Origin of the sequence: Streptomyces sp. WI03-4A, from assembly GCF_033792105.1 — a bacterium.
Lineage (GTDB): Bacteria > Actinomycetota > Actinomycetes > Streptomycetales > Streptomycetaceae > Streptomyces > Streptomyces collinus_A.
The window spans coordinates 609,258-623,394 of sequence record NZ_JARAUO010000001.1 but is presented as its reverse complement, the minus strand read 5'-3'; the positions used below and the strand labels follow the sequence as shown (position 1 = coordinate 623,394).

Genomic DNA, 14,137 nt, shown 5'->3' with positions numbered 1-14,137 from the left:
AGGGAAACGCCCGGTTACATTCCGAACCCGGAAGCTAAGCCTCACAGCGCCGATGGTACTGCAGGGGGGACCCTGTGGGAGAGTAGGACACCGCCGAACTCCTTTTGAAGCTCCGGCTCTTGGGCAATGCCCAGAGGCCGGAGCTTTTTTGCGTTGAGGTAGGGTCAGGGGGCATCGTTGGCTCGTTTCGCACAGGAGGCCCCCGGGTGGAGGTCCAGGAGACCCGTGTCCAGACGGACCGGGTCCTCACCATCCCCAACATCCTCAGCATGGCCCGGCTCGTCGGCGTACCGGTCTTCCTGTGGCTGATCCTCAGGCCCGAGTTCGGGGGCCCCAAGAGCGACGGCTGGGCTCTCCTGGTGCTCGCTTTCAGCGGGGTCAGCGACTATCTCGACGGCAAGCTCGCCCGGCGCTGGAACCAGATCAGCAGCCTCGGCCGGCTACTCGACCCCGCGGCCGACCGGCTGTACGTCCTTTCTACGCTGCTGGGTCTCACCTGGCGGGAGATCCTTCCGGTCTGGCTCACCGCCCTTCTGCTGGCGCGGGAGCTGATGCTGCTGGTGATGGTGGGGATCCTCAGGCGCCACGGCTATCCGCCGCCGCAGGTGAACTTCCTCGGGAAGGCCGCCACGTTCAACCTGATGTACGCCTTCCCGTTGCTGCTGCTCAGTGACGGAAACGGGTGGATCGCGTCACTCGCCGCTGTTTTCGGATGGGCGTTCGCAGGATGGGGTACAACCCTCTATTGGTGGGCAGGAGTGCTCTACGTGGTACAAGTCCGTCGCCTGGTTCGCGCGGACGCCGTGACCGATTGAGCTCGTCGATTGTCCGGACATAGCGGCCCGATGGCCCGCTGCCCAAAACTGCGGGACAATCTCGATGGGTGAAGTCGGCTAGACCGTCGTCTCTATAGGAGGACGCTCCCGACATGAAGGCCGTCGTGATGGCCGGTGGCGAAGGCACTCGCCTTCGCCCTATGACCTCCAGCATGCCCAAGCCGCTCCTTCCGGTGGCCAACCGGCCGATCATGGAGCATGTGCTGCGGCTGCTCAAAAGGCATGGGCTCAACGAGACCGTGGTCACCGTGCAGTTCCTGGCATCGCTCGTCAAGAACTACTTCGGCGACGGCGACGAGCTCGGAATGGAGCTCACGTATGCCAACGAGGAGAAGCCACTCGGTACCGCCGGAAGCGTCAAGAACGCCGAAGAGGCGTTGAAGGACGATGCGTTCCTCGTCATCTCCGGTGATGCCCTGACCGACTTCGACCTCACAGACCTGATCAATTTCCACAAGGAGAAGGGCGCACTGGTCACGGTCTGCCTGACCAGGGTGCCCAATCCGCTGGAATTCGGTATCACCATCGTCGACGAGGAAGGCAAGGTCGAGCGTTTCCTCGAGAAGCCGACCTGGGGCCAGGTCTTCTCCGACACGGTGAACACGGGCATCTACGTGATGGAGCCCGAGGTCTTCGACTACGTCGAGGCGGACGTGTCCGTCGACTGGTCCGGCGATGTCTTCCCGCAGCTCATGAAGGAAGGCAAGCCCATCTACGGGTACGTCGCCGAGGGCTACTGGGAGGACGTCGGCACCCACGAGAGCTACGTCAAGGCCCAGGCCGACGTGCTCGAGGGCAAGGTCAACGTCGACATCGACGGCTTCGAGATCTCCCCGGGCGTCTGGGTCGCCGAGGGTGCCGAGGTGCACCCCGACGCGGTGCTCCGCGGACCGCTCTACATCGGCGACTACGCCAAGGTGGAGGCCGGCGCCGAGATCCGCGAACACACCGTCGTCGGCTCCAACGTCGTGGTCAAGAGTGGTGCCTTCCTGCACAAGGCGGTCGTTCACGACAACGTGTACGTCGGCCAGCACAGCAACCTGCGCGGCTGTGTCGTCGGCAAGAACACCGACATCATGCGGGCCGCCCGCATCGAGGACGGCGCGGTCATCGGTGACGAGTGCCTGATCGGCGAAGAATCGATCGTTCAGGGCAATGTGCGGGTCTACCCGTTCAAGACCATCGAGGCCGGCGCCTTCGTCAACACCTCGGTCATCTGGGAGTCCAGGGGGCAGGCGAACCTCTTCGGCGCCCGCGGCGTCAGCGGCATCCTGAACGTGGAGATCACGCCCGAGCTGGCCGTACGGCTGGCCGGCGCCTACGCGACCACGCTGAAGAAGGGGTCGACGGTCACCACCGCCCGAGACCACTCCCGAGGCGCGCGTGCGCTCAAGCGTGCGGTGATCTCGGCGCTCCAGGCCAGCGCCATCGACGTACGCGACCTGGAGAACGTGCCGCTCCCCGTGGCGCGGCAGCAGACCGCGCGAGGCAGCGCCGGCGGCATCATGATCCGTACGTCGCCGGGTGTGCCGGACTCCGTCGACATCATGTTCTTCGACGGGCAGGGCGCGGACCTCTCCCAGGGCGGCCAGCGCAAGCTGGACCGTATCTTCGCGCGGCAGGAGTACCGCCGGGCGTTCCCCGGTGAGATCGGCGACCTGTACTTCCCTGCGAGCGTCTTCGACTCCTACACCGGTTCGCTGCTGCGCAACGTCGACACGACCGGCATAGCGGAGTCCGGCCTGAAGGTCGTCGTGGACGCCTCCAACGGCAGCGCCGGCCTCGTTCTGCCGAGCCTGCTGGGCAAGCTCGGCGTGGACTCGCTGACGATCAACCCCGGTCTCGACGAGTCCCGGCCCACGGAGACCACCGAGATGCGGCGCAGCGGACTCGTGCGGCTCGGGGAGATCGTGGCGTCGTCCAGAGCCGCGTTCGGTGTCCGGTTCGACCCGGTCGGTGAGCGGCTGTCGCTCGTGGACGAGAAGGGCCGGATCATCGAGGACGACCGGGCCCTGCTGGTGATGCTGGACCTGGTGGCCGCCGAGCGGCGCAGCGGGCGGGTGGCGCTTCCGGTCACCACGACCCGGATCGCCGAGCAGGTGGCGGCGTACCACGGCACGCAGGTCGAGTGGACGACCACGTCTCCGGACGACCTCACCCGGGTGGGCCGCGAAGAGGGCACCATCTTCGGCGGCGACGGCATGGGCGGCTTCATCGTCCCCGAGTTCAGCGGTGTCTACGACGGCACGGCGGCGTTCGTACGGCTGATCGGTCTGGTGGCGCGCACCCAGCTCACGCTGAGCCAGATCGACGCGCGGATCCCGCGGGCGCACGTCCTGAAGCGGGACCTGGCGACCCCGTGGGCCGTCAAGGGCCTGGTGATGCGACGGGTCGTCGAGGCGGCGGGAGACCGCTCCGTCGACACGACGGACGGTGTGCGGGTCGTGGAGAGCGACGGGCGCTGGGTGATGGTGCTGCCCGACCCGGCCGAGGCCGTCACCCATCTGTGGGCCGAGGGTCCGGACGACGCCTCCGCGCAGGCGCTGCTCGACGAGTGGGCGGCCGTGGTGGACAGCGCCGGCCGATAGGCGGTAGCAGCAGTTCCGGGCGGCAAAAGGCGCCGCACGCGCGCGTGCCGGACAAGTGTCCCCAAGGGGGCCTGTCCGGCACGCCGGAGGGGCCATTCGGAGGTACTGCTCGCGACGTGCGACGATGTGCGGCATGCCGCAGCCACCCCCCGTTCGGAGCAGCCCCTCGCCGCCGCGGCGTCCCGATGCCTCCATGTCGTTGATCACCAACGTCATGGACCACAGTCTCGACGACGGGTACGCCGAGGCCGCCGCCCGCAAGCAGTCCCGGGGTGAAGGGGAACTGCCGAGGACCCTCAGGGCGAAGCTGGTCCTGGCGGCCGGGCTGGTCCTGGCCGCGCTCGTCGTGACCGTGGGTGCGGCGCAGGCACGCGTCGCGGCGCCCACGGTGGCCAAGGAGCGGCAGGAGCTGATCGACCGCATCGACCGGGAGACGGCGGCCGCGGACAAGCTGGAGAAGGACGTCGACCGGCTGCGCGACGACGTCGGCGCGCGCCAGCGGACCGCGCTGCGGCAGAGCGGCGGCAGCGCCGACGCGGACCTGGTGGGCGTCCTGTCCGGGGCCACCGCGGTGCACGGCCCCGGGGTGAAGCTCGTGGTGGACGACGCAAAGGAGGCGAGCAGCGGGGGAGACGGCACGAACCCGCGCGAGACCTCCGGTTTCTCCGACACCGGGCGGCTGCGCGACCGGGACATGCAGCGCGTGGTCAACGGGCTGTGGTCCTCGGGTGCCGAGGCCGTGTCGATCAACGGGCAGCGGCTGACGGCCCTGTCCGCCATCAGGGCGGCCGGTGACGCGATACTGGTCGACAACAAGCCGCTGGTGCCGCCGTACACGGTGCTGGCGGTGGGGGACGGCGAGCGGCTGAGCAACAGGTTCCAGAACAGCGCGGACGGGCTCTATCTGCATGCTCTGGAGCAGAACTTCGCCATCCGCGCCACCATCTCCACGGAGAGCGACGTCCGGTTGCCCTCCGCGCCGAGTGTGATCGTACGAACAGCAGAGCCAGCGTCCGCGAACGCCGAGAAGACTGAGAAGGACACATCGTGATCGCCGTACTGGGCCTCGTCGTGGGAGTCGTGGCCGGCTTGTTGGTCCGGCCTGAGGTTCCGGCGGTGGTCGAGCCTTATCTGCCGATCGCCGTCGTGGCGGCGCTCGACGCCGTGTTCGGTGGTCTGCGGGCCATGCTGGACGGCATCTTCGACGACAAGGTCTTCGTGGTGTCGTTCCTGTCGAACGTGGTGGTCGCCGCGCTGATCGTGTTCCTGGGCGACAAGTTGGGCGTGGGCGCGCAGCTGTCCACGGGTGTCGTGGTCGTGCTCGGTATCCGGATCTTCTCCAACGCCGCGGCAATCCGGCGGCACGTCTTCCGGGCGTGACACCGATGAGCAACCAGGACGAGCAGCCGGAGAACAGGCTGCGCAAGGAACTGCCCGACGAGGTGCCGCCCGCGGCTCCCGAGCCCGAGCAGCCGGCCGCCGAGGGCGCCGAGGCGTCGCTCACCGGGCGTCAGCGGCTGGTCAAGGGGCTGTGGCCGCTGCGGATCACGCGTGCCCAACTCATCGTGGCGCTGCTGCTCTTCGGCCTCGGTTTCGGGCTGGCTGTGCAGGTGGCGTCGAACAGTGACAGCGACGGCGCGCTGCGCGGGGCACGTCAGGAAGATCTTGTTCGTATCCTCGATGAACTGGATTCCCGTACGCAGCGTCTTCAGGACGAGAAGCAGGGTCTCGACAAGCAGCGCCAGGAACTGCAGAGCAGCTCCGACCAGGCGGCGGAGGCTCGTCGGCAGACCGCCGAGAAGGAACGCCAACTCGGCATCCTGACGGGCAGTGTGGCGGCGCAGGGTCCCGGCATCACGATGACGATCGAGGACACGAAGGGAACGGTCAAGGCGGACATGCTGCTCGACGCGATCCAGGAGTTGCGCGCGGCCGGCGCGGAGGCGATCCAGGTCAACGGGGTGCGTGTCGTGGCGGGCACGTATTTCAGCGACTCCGGCAAGAGCGTGAGCGTCGACGGGAACAAGATCAACGCCCCCTATCGTTTCAAGGTCATCGGCAAGTCGCAGGATCTGGAGCCGGCGCTCAACATCCCTGGAGGTGTGGTGCAGACACTGGAGAAGGAGCAGGCCACGGTGACCGTCGAGCGGTCCGGCAAGATCGTCGTGGATGCCTTGCGACAGGTGAAGCGGCCTGACTACGCTCGGTCGTCCTCCCCGTGAACCGTCGGTGCATGGGGGACGTCCGGCACGGGCATGAGGTTGCGGGGGGTCGACGCACCGATGAGGTGGTGCGTGGTGGAAACTGTCTGGTGGCTACGGACGTTGTCAGGATGTCCGGGTCGGCCGGTGTAGGCAATCAGGGTTCGTCCTGCCCCACGGGCGGGTCTGTTTCGGTCAAGGGGAATCGCCCGTGAAGTTGTTTGCGAAGTTGTTCGGCAAGAGCGCACGAGAGGGCAGCGACAACGCGACCGCTCGTCATCGCGCAGAGCCTGACGCCGAGGGCCAGCGTCCGCTGTTCCGGGACCAGGTCGCTGGTCCGGGCGGTGACATTTCCGGAGGTCAGGGCGCGGCGTCTGTTGACCCTGCCCAGTCCGGCGGCATAGGTTTCGGGCAACCGTCGACCTCAGGTGCGGGTGGAGGGTTCGCTCCAGGCCCGTACGCTTCCAACGCCCCCGCGGGGCAGCCGCGGCAGGAGGATCCGTCCATGTCGGCCCTGGTGTGTACGAGGTGCGGTAACCGCAACGCGGAGAACGCGCGCTTCTGCTCGAACTGCGGCGCGCCGCTGCGTCCCGGTGTGACGCCGGAGCGCGCGTCCGAGACCACCTCCACGATCTCCATCTCCGGTATCGAGGCCTACGACGCCGAGGTGACCGGGCAGACGCAGATGCCGATGCTCTCGCCCGAGGCGCAGGCCGCGGTCGACGCGCTGCCGGTGGGTTCGGCGCTCCTGGTGGTGCGGCGGGGCCCTAACTCGGGCAGCCGCTTCCTGCTGGACAGCGACCTGACCACGGCCGGCCGGCATCCGCAGAGCGACATCTTCCTGGACGACGTGACGGTCTCCCGTCGGCACGTGGAGTTCCGGCGGGCCGGGGACGGTTCGTTCACGGTGGCCGACGTGGGCAGCCTGAACGGCACGTACGTCAACCGGGAGCGGATCGACCAGGTCGCTCTGTCGAACGGCGACGAGGTGCAGATCGGCAAGTACCGGCTGGTCTTCTACGCGAGCCGGCAGGGCATCTGACCCTCCGGACTCCGTCCGGGGGGACCCCCAGGGAAGGTCCATGCGTCACACACCGAGCGGCGGTGCCCGAAGCGGTACCGCCGCCACGGGCAGAGGGCTGATGAGCATCGGTACGGTGCTGAACCGGCTGCGCGAGGAGTTCCCCGAAGTCACGATCTCCAAGATCCGTTTCCTGGAGTCGGAGGGCCTCATCGAGCCGCAGCGGACCCCATCGGGGTACCGCAAGTTCACTGCCGGGGACGTGGAGCGTCTCGCCCACGTCCTGCGGATGCAGCGGGACCACTATCTGCCGCTCAAGGTGATCCGCGAGCACCTCGACGCGATGGAGCGGGGCGAGGCCGTCGCGCTGCCCGTGGTGGGGCGCCAGCGCACCGGCGAGGACGTGCCGGAGTCTCCGGGGCGGCCGACGGTGGCGCGGATCGGGCGGGCCGAGCTGCTTGCGGCGGCGGACATCGCCGAGGGGGACCTGGAGGAGTGGGAGTCGTACGGGCTCATCACTCCGCTGGAGGGCGGCGTGTACGACGCCGAGGCCGTGACCGTGGCCTCGCTCGTGTCCGAACTGGGCCGGTTCGGGATCGGGCCGCGTCATCTGCGGCTGATGAAGGCGGCGGCCGACCGCGAGGCGGGGCTGGTGGACCAGGTGGTGGCCCCGTTGCGGCGCCACCGTAATCCGCAGACCCGCGCGCACGCCGAGGCCCGTGCGAAGGAGCTGGCGGCGCTCACGATGCGGCTGCACGCCTCGCTGGTGCAGACGGCGCTCGGCGTCCGGTTGCCCTGAGCGACGGGGTGTGCAGGCGGCCGGATCGGCCACCTGTTCCCGGCCCGACTACCCAAACGTCCCGGGCACGGCCTAGGGTTGCTGTGTGAACGAGCTCGATGTCGTAGGTGTCCGGGTCGAAATGCCCTCCAACCAACCGATCGTGCTCCTGCGCGAAGTGGGGGGCGACCGTTACCTCCCCATCTGGATCGGGCCGGGGGAGGCGACGGCGATCGCCTTCGCCCAGCAGGGCATGGCCCCCGCGCGACCGCTGACCCACGACCTGTTCAAGGACGTGCTGGAGGCCGTCGGCCAGGAGCTGACCGAAGTACGCATCACGGATCTGCGTGAGGGCGTCTTCTACGCGGAGCTGGTCTTCGCCAGCGGGGTCGAGGTGAGCGCCCGCCCCTCCGACGCCATAGCGCTCGCCCTGCGCACCGGGACGCCGATCTACGGCAGCGACACGGTGCTGGACGACGCCGGCATCGCGATCCCGGACGAGCAGGAGGACGAGGTGGAGAAGTTCCGCGAGTTCCTCGACCAGATCTCGCCCGAGGACTTCGGCACCAGCAGCCAGTGAGACCGGGCCGGCCGTGAGATCCGCGGGTCCGCCGACCGGGTGGGCCGGCGCCTCGTGGCGCCACGGGCACGGCAATTGCCACCGGCCATTGAGAGCGTCCTACGGCCCTGCGCGAGCGCATTCGGCTAGCCTTTCCCCGCGGTGAGGTGCGGGAAACCACTCCTAGGGTGATTATCACTCGGCGTGCCGAGTGTGGCGATCGTTGACGCACCCCTGGTGACTGCCTACCGTCGAGAAGGCAGGTCAAGGACGGAGGTCGGCGTGAGAACGAGCGGCGACGGTACGGCTGGGGGTGCCCCCGGACGAGGGTTCGGGGAGAGCGGTCCGTACCCTCCCCCTAGCTCTCAGCCGCGCTCGCGCGGGGGGTACGCCCATCCCGGCAGCGCGAGCGACCCCGCCCCGCAGCGACCTACGGCAGTGCCGAACGGCGGAGGGGCGGCGTCCATGGGAACCGAGGAGATCGGGTACCGCGGGCCGACCGCCTGCGCGGCCGCCGGGATCACGTACCGGCAACTGGACTACTGGGCCCGCACCGGGCTCGTCGAGCCGAGCGTGCGGCCCGCCTTCGGGTCGGGCACCCAGCGCCTCTACAGCTTCCGGGACGTCGTCGTTCTCAAGATCGTCAAGCGGTTCCTGGACACCGGTGTCTCGCTGCAGAACATCCGGACGGCCGTCCAGCACCTCAGGGAACGCGGTTTCCGCGACCTGGAGCGCATGACACTCATGAGCGACGGCGCCACGGTGTACGAGTGCACCTCGCCCGACGAGGTCCACGCGCTGCTCCAGGGCGGTCAGGGCGTCTTCGGCATCGCCGTCGGCGTGGTCTGGCGGGACGTGGAAAGCGCCCTCTCGCAGCTGCACGGCGAGCGGGTGGACACCGGGGAGACGCTGGTCGGGCACAACCCGGCGGACGAGCTGGCACGGCGGCGCAACCGGGCCGTCTGACCGGGCCTGCTGACGGAGCCGTCACGAGGCCGTCCGACGGAGCCCGCCGACGAGACCCCCGATGCCCCGGCGTTCCCCGCCGGGGCATTGTCAGTGGTGTGGTGCAGCATCGGAGTTGTGAGAAACGCGCCCACGATCCTGCATCTCGACATGGATGCCTTCTTCGCCTCGGTGGAGCAGGCGTCCAAGCCGAGCCTGCGCGGGAAAGCCGTCGTCGTGGGCGGGCTCGGGCCCCGCGGTGTGGTGGCCACCGCGTCGTACGAGGCGCGTGTCTTCGGGGTGCACTCGGCCATGCCGATGGCCCAGGCGCGCCGGCTGGCGCCCAACGCCGCGTACCTCGTGCCCCGCTTCACCCTCTACCGGTCGATCAGCGAGCGGGTCATGGCGCTGCTGCGCGAGCTGTCACCGCTGGTGGAGCCGCTGAGCCTGGACGAGGCGTTCGTCGACCTGGAGGCCGCCGGAGCGGCCTGGGACGAGGCTTCGGCGCGGCTGGCCGGGGGGAAGCTGCGCGCGGACATACGGGCGGCCACGGGCCTGACCGGGTCGGTGGGTCTGGCGGCCTCCAAGATGCTCGCGAAGATCGCCTCCGAGCAGGCCAAGCCCGACGGGCTCGTGCTCATCGAGCCCGGGACCGAGCGGGCGCTGCTGGGCCCCATGTCGGTGCGGACCCTGCCCGGGGTCGGTCCGGCCACCGGGGACCATCTGCGGCGGGCCGGGATCAGCACGGTCGAGGAGCTCGCCGAGGCGGGGGAGGACGAACTGGTCCGCCTGCTGGGCAAAGCGCACGGGCACGCGCTGTACGCGATGGCGCTGGCCCACGACGAGCGGCCCGTGGTGGCCGAGCGGGAGACCAAGTCGGTGTCGGTCGAGGACACCTACGACGTGGACATCCACGACCGGACCCGGGTCGGACTCGAGGTGCAGCGGCTCGCCGACCGGTGCGTGGGGCGGCTGCGCGGTGCCGGGCTGTCGGGGCGGACCATCGTGCTGAAGGTGCGGCGCTACGACTTCTCCACGCTGACCCGATCCGAGACACTCCGCGGGCCCACCGACGATCCGGCGGTGATCCGGGAGGCGGCCGCGCGTCTGCTGGAGGCCGTGGACACCACGGGCGGGGTGCGGCTGCTCGGCGTGGGGGTCTCCGGGCTGGCCGACTACACCCAGGAGGACCTGTTCGCGCAGGCGGCGCAGCCTTCGCGAGCGGCGGAGACGGAGGAGGAAGCAGCAGGAACGCCGGGATCACAGGGAGGACAGGGAGCGGAGGGCGGGGCCGTCACGGAGCGGCCGGAGCCCGCGGAGCGGCACTGGCGGGCCGGCCAGGACGTGCGGCACGCGGACTGGGGGCACGGCTGGGTGCAGGGCAGCGGCCTGGGCCGGGTGACCGTGCGTTTCGAGACGCCTCTGTCGGAGCCCGGGAGGGTGCGGACGTTCCGGGTGGAGGAACCCGCGCTGGAACCAGCGGATCCGCTGCCGCTGGTGCCGGACGCGGACCCACTGCCGCAGGGTTCGCCGTGAGGGGCCGCTCAGGTCTCCTCCGTGCCCGCCAGCTTGCCGAAGTCGTGGTCGGGGAACGCGCGGGGCGGAGTCACGTCGAGACCGTAGTGGTGGTAGAGCTGCAGTTCCTGTTCGGGGGAGAGGTGGCGGCCGACGCCGAAGTCGGGAGCGTCCTTGATGAGCGAGCGGTCGAAGGGGACCTGGAGGGTACCTGCCACCAGTTCGCTGGGCTCGAGGGGCACGAAGGCGTCCCGGGAGAACAGGCCGGTGCGTATGGCCGCCCACTCCGGCACGCCCGTCGCGTCGTCGAGGTACACCTCGTCGATCGTGCCGATCTTGGTGCCATTGCGGTCGAACGCCTTGCGGCCGATCAGGTTGCGCGGATCGATGTCGGTCTGCACGGTCCCTCTCCCTCCAGCTGGTCGCAACTCATCCGTAAGCACAACAAAAGAGCACATTCGGGTAGGCGGCCACTCGAGGGCTCGGGCGTTGACCTCGCTGGTAGGCTGACAACGGCTGCTGACCCCGTGCGGGAGAGTCCTCCGACCACCTCGGAGGCGCCGAAGGAGCAAATCCTCCCCGGAATCTCTCAGGCCCACGTACCGCACGGACGAGGTCACTCTGGAAAGCAGGGCGGGTGTCGACGGCGTCCGCTCTCACCGACGGTGAAAGCCGGGTCCCTCGGGCGCCCGGTGAAGCTCTCAGGTTGAGATGACAGAGGGGGAGGCCGTCGGGACACCCGCGCCGGGGTGTCCCTCGAAGGTCGCGTCAGACCAGGAGGCCTCCGCAATGACCGCCCATCGCATTCCGCTCTCCGAGCTCGAAGCGGGTATCCCCTTCGAGCAGCGCCACATCGGGCCCGACCAGGAGGCACGGGCCAAGATGCTCGCGCAGGTCGGCTACGGCTCCCTCGACGAGCTGACCGCCGCCGCCGTTCCGGATGTCATCAAGAACGCGGACGCCCTGGACCTGCCGGGCGCCCGCACCGAGGCCGAGGTCCTCGCCGAGCTGCGCTCGCTCGCCGACCGCAACCAGGTCCTCGGTTCCATGATCGGGCTCGGGTACTACGGGACCTTCACCCCGCCGGTCGTGCTGCGCAACGTCATGGAGAACCCGGCCTGGTACACGGCCTACACCCCGTACCAGCCGGAGATCTCGCAGGGCCGTCTCGAAGCCCTGCTGAACTTCCAGACGATGGTCGCCGAGCTGACCGGCCTGCCGACCTCCGGCGCCTCCCTGCTGGACGAGGGAACCGCCGCCGCCGAGGCGATGTCGCTGTCCCGGCGCATGGGCAAGAACAAGAAGGGCCTGTTCCTGGTCGACGCGGACGCCCTGCCGCAGACCATCGCCGTCATCGAGACGCGCGCCGAGCCGACCGGCGTGGACGTGGTCGTCGCCGACCTCAGCGACGGCATCCCGGCCGACATCGCCGCGCGCGAGATCAACGGCGTGCTGATCCAGTACCCGGGCGCCTCCGGTGCCGTACGCGACATCAAGCCGGTCGTCGACCAGGCGCACGAACTGGGCGCGCTCGTCACCGTCGCCGCCGACCTGCTCGCGCTCACCCTGCTGACCTCCCCGGGCGAGCTGGGTGCCGACATCGCGATCGGCACGACCCAGCGCTTCGGCGTCCCGATGGGCTTCGGCGGACCGCACGCGGGCTACATGGCGGTGCGCGAGAAGTTCGCCCGCAGCCTGCCCGGCCGTCTCGTGGGCGTGTCCGTCGACGCCGACGGCCACAAGGCCTACCGCCTCGCGCTGCAGACCCGTGAGCAGCACATCCGCCGTGAGAAGGCCACCAGCAACATCTGTACCGCGCAGGTGCTGCTCGCCGTCATGGCCGGCATGTACGCCGTCTACCACGGCCCCGAGGGCCTGCGGACCATCGCCCGCCGCACCCACCGCTACGCCACGATCCTCGCCGAGGGCCTGAAGGCCGGCGGCGTCGAGATCGTCCACGGCGCCTACTTCGACACCCTCACCGCACGCGTCCCGGGCAAGGCCGCCGAGGTCGTGGCCGCCGCCCGCGCGGGCGGCGTCAACCTGCGCGCGGTCGACGCCGACCAGGTCTCGCTGGCCTGCGACGAGACGACCAACCGGGCCCAGCTCGCGGCCGTCTTCGCCGCCTTCGGTGTCGAGGGCGACATCGAGGCCCTGGACGCGGCCGCCGGGGAGGCGCTGCCCGAGGCGCTGCTGCGCACCGACGACTACCTGGCCCACCCGGTCTTCCACGAGCACCGCTCGGAGACCGCGATGCTGCGCTACCTGCGCCGGCTCGCCGACCGCGACTACGCGCTCGACCGCGGCATGATCCCGCTGGGCTCCTGCACCATGAAGCTCAACGCGACCACCGAGATGGAGCCGGTGACCTGGCCCGAATTCGGTCAGCTGCACCCGTTCGCGCCCGCCGAGCAGGCCGAGGGCTACCTGACGCTCATCCACGAGCTGGAGGACCGGCTCGCCGAGGTCACCGGCTACGACAAGGTCTCGCTCCAGCCGAACGCCGGTTCGCAGGGCGAGCTGGCCGGTCTGCTGGCCGTGCGCGGCTACCACCGCGCCAACGGCGACGAGCAGCGCACCGTCTGCCTGATCCCGTCCTCCGCGCACGGCACCAACGCCGCCAGCGCCGTGATGGCCGGCATGAAGGTCGTCGTCGTCAAGACCGCCGAGGACGGCGAGATCGACGTCGCGGACCTGCGGGCCAAGATCGAGCAGTACCGCGACGAGCTGTCCGTGCTGATGATCACCTACCCGTCGACGCACGGCGTCTTCGAGGAGCACGTCGCCGACATCTGCGCCCAGGTCCACGAGGCCGGCGGCCAGGTGTACGTCGACGGCGCCAACCTCAACGCCCTGGTCGGCCTCGCCAAGCCGGGCCACTTCGGCGGTGACGTCTCGCACCTGAACCTGCACAAGACCTTCTGCATCCCGCACGGCGGCGGGGGCCCCGGCGTCGGCCCGGTCGGCGTCCGCGAGCACCTGGCGCCGTACCTGCCCAACCACCCGATGCAGCCGGCGGCCGGCCCCGAGACGGGCGTCGGCCCGATCTCGGCGGCGCCGTGGGGCAGCGCGGGCATCCTGCCCATCTCCTGGGCGTACGTCCGGCTGATGGGCGGCGAGGGCCTCAAGCGCGCCACCCAGGTGGCCGTGCTCTCGGCGAACTACATCGCCAAGCGCCTCGAGCCGCACTTCCCGGTGCTCTACACCGGCCCCGGCGGTCTGGTCGCGCACGAGTGCATCATCGACCTGCGCCCGCTGACCAAGGCGACCGGCGTGAGCGTGGACGACGTGGCCAAGCGCCTGATCGACTACGGCTTCCACGCGCCCACCATGTCCTTCCCGGTGGCCGGCACGCTGATGATCGAGCCGACCGAGTCCGAGGACCTGGCCGAACTGGACCGCTTCTGCGACGCGATGATCGCCATCCGCGCGGAGATCGAGAAGGTCGGCTCCGGCCAGTGGCCCGCGGAGGACAACCCGCTGCACAACGCCCCGCACACGTCGCGGGTGCTGGGCGGCGACTGGGACCACGCCTACAGCCGTGAGGAAGCCGTCTTCCCGGCCGGTGTCGTGGCCGCCGACAAGTACTGGCCGCCGGTGCGCCGCATCGACCAGGCCTTCGGCGACCGCAACCTGGTGTGCTCCTGCCCGCCGCTGGACGCCTACGAGGACTGAGCGAGTGAGCGAGTAGAGG

The 14,137-nt window shown here is 69.8% G+C and carries 11 protein-coding genes, 1 rRNA gene, 1 pseudogene and 1 riboswitch; of the genes and pseudogenes, 12 read left to right on the top strand and 1 reads right to left on the bottom strand.

Going from position 1 to position 14,137, the window contains the following annotated elements:
* From rrf to PV343_RS02835, 11 genes and pseudogenes are all read left to right on the top strand, one after another.
* A 5S ribosomal RNA gene (gene rrf / locus PV343_RS02885) occupies window positions 1–99 on the top strand; the annotation flags it as partial.
* 107 nt (window positions 100–206) lie between these two features.
* Entirely contained in the window at window positions 207–815 is a 609-nt protein-coding gene (locus PV343_RS02880; protein WP_319145147.1) for a CDP-alcohol phosphatidyltransferase family protein, read from the top strand.
* A 113-nt stretch (window positions 816–928) separates the two neighbouring features.
* Window positions 929–3,424: a mannose-1-phosphate guanyltransferase gene (locus PV343_RS02875; protein WP_319145146.1), complete on the top strand. Its 2,496-nt coding sequence runs from the start codon at window positions 929–931 to the stop codon at window positions 3,422–3,424.
* A gap of 124 nt (window positions 3,425–3,548) precedes the next feature.
* Entirely contained in the window at window positions 3,549–4,475 is a 927-nt protein-coding gene (locus tag PV343_RS02870) for a DUF881 domain-containing protein (RefSeq protein WP_319145145.1), read from the top strand.
* Window positions 4,472–4,804 carry a small basic family protein gene (locus tag PV343_RS02865; RefSeq protein ID WP_003988855.1) on the top strand — a complete coding sequence of 111 codons (333 nt, stop codon included), beginning with the start codon at window positions 4,472–4,474 and terminating at the stop codon, window positions 4,802–4,804. The genes PV343_RS02870 and PV343_RS02865 overlap by 4 nt, the downstream gene beginning before the upstream one ends.
* A 5-nt stretch (window positions 4,805–4,809) precedes the next feature.
* Window positions 4,810–5,646, top strand: a complete 837-nt coding sequence (locus PV343_RS02860) for a DUF881 domain-containing protein (protein ID WP_319145144.1) — start codon at window positions 4,810–4,812, stop codon at window positions 5,644–5,646.
* 190 nt (window positions 5,647–5,836) lie between these two features.
* The gene (locus tag PV343_RS02855) at window positions 5,837–6,667 is read left to right on the top strand and encodes an FHA domain-containing protein (RefSeq protein WP_319145143.1); all 831 of its coding nucleotides are present in this window, start codon (window positions 5,837–5,839) and stop codon (window positions 6,665–6,667) included.
* Window positions 6,668–6,707: 40 nt separating this feature from the next.
* A complete protein-coding gene (locus tag PV343_RS02850; RefSeq protein WP_319145142.1) occupies window positions 6,708–7,445 on the top strand; it encodes a MerR family transcriptional regulator in 738 nt (245 codons plus the stop codon).
* 85 nt (window positions 7,446–7,530) lie between these two features.
* Window positions 7,531–8,004 carry a bifunctional nuclease family protein gene (locus PV343_RS02845; RefSeq protein WP_026253112.1) on the top strand — a complete coding sequence of 158 codons (474 nt, stop codon included), beginning with the start codon at window positions 7,531–7,533 and terminating at the stop codon, window positions 8,002–8,004.
* A gap of 261 nt (window positions 8,005–8,265) precedes the next feature.
* The gene (locus PV343_RS02840) at window positions 8,266–8,949 is read left to right on the top strand and encodes a MerR family transcriptional regulator (RefSeq protein WP_319145140.1); all 684 of its coding nucleotides are present in this window, start codon (window positions 8,266–8,268) and stop codon (window positions 8,947–8,949) included.
* 117 nt (window positions 8,950–9,066) lie between these two features.
* Window positions 9,067–10,551, top strand: a pseudogene (locus PV343_RS02835) (DNA polymerase IV).
* On the opposite strand, the gene PV343_RS02830 reads toward PV343_RS02835, so the two are convergent.
* On the bottom strand, window positions 10,473–10,844 hold the full coding sequence (locus tag PV343_RS02830; protein WP_319145138.1) for a PRC-barrel domain-containing protein: 372 nt from the start codon (window positions 10,842–10,844) through the stop codon (window positions 10,473–10,475). The pseudogene PV343_RS02835 and the gene PV343_RS02830 sit on opposite strands and share 79 nt — an antisense overlap.
* A gap of 119 nt (window positions 10,845–10,963) precedes the next feature.
* A riboswitch (glycine riboswitch) is annotated at window positions 10,964–11,058 on the top strand.
* A 174-nt stretch (window positions 11,059–11,232) separates the two neighbouring features.
* Between PV343_RS02830 and gcvP the strand changes: the two genes are divergently transcribed.
* Complete coding sequence (gene gcvP, locus PV343_RS02825; protein ID WP_319145137.1) at window positions 11,233–14,118, top strand: aminomethyl-transferring glycine dehydrogenase; 2,886 nt, start codon at window positions 11,233–11,235, stop codon at window positions 14,116–14,118.
* Window positions 14,119–14,137 lie beyond the last annotated feature (19 nt).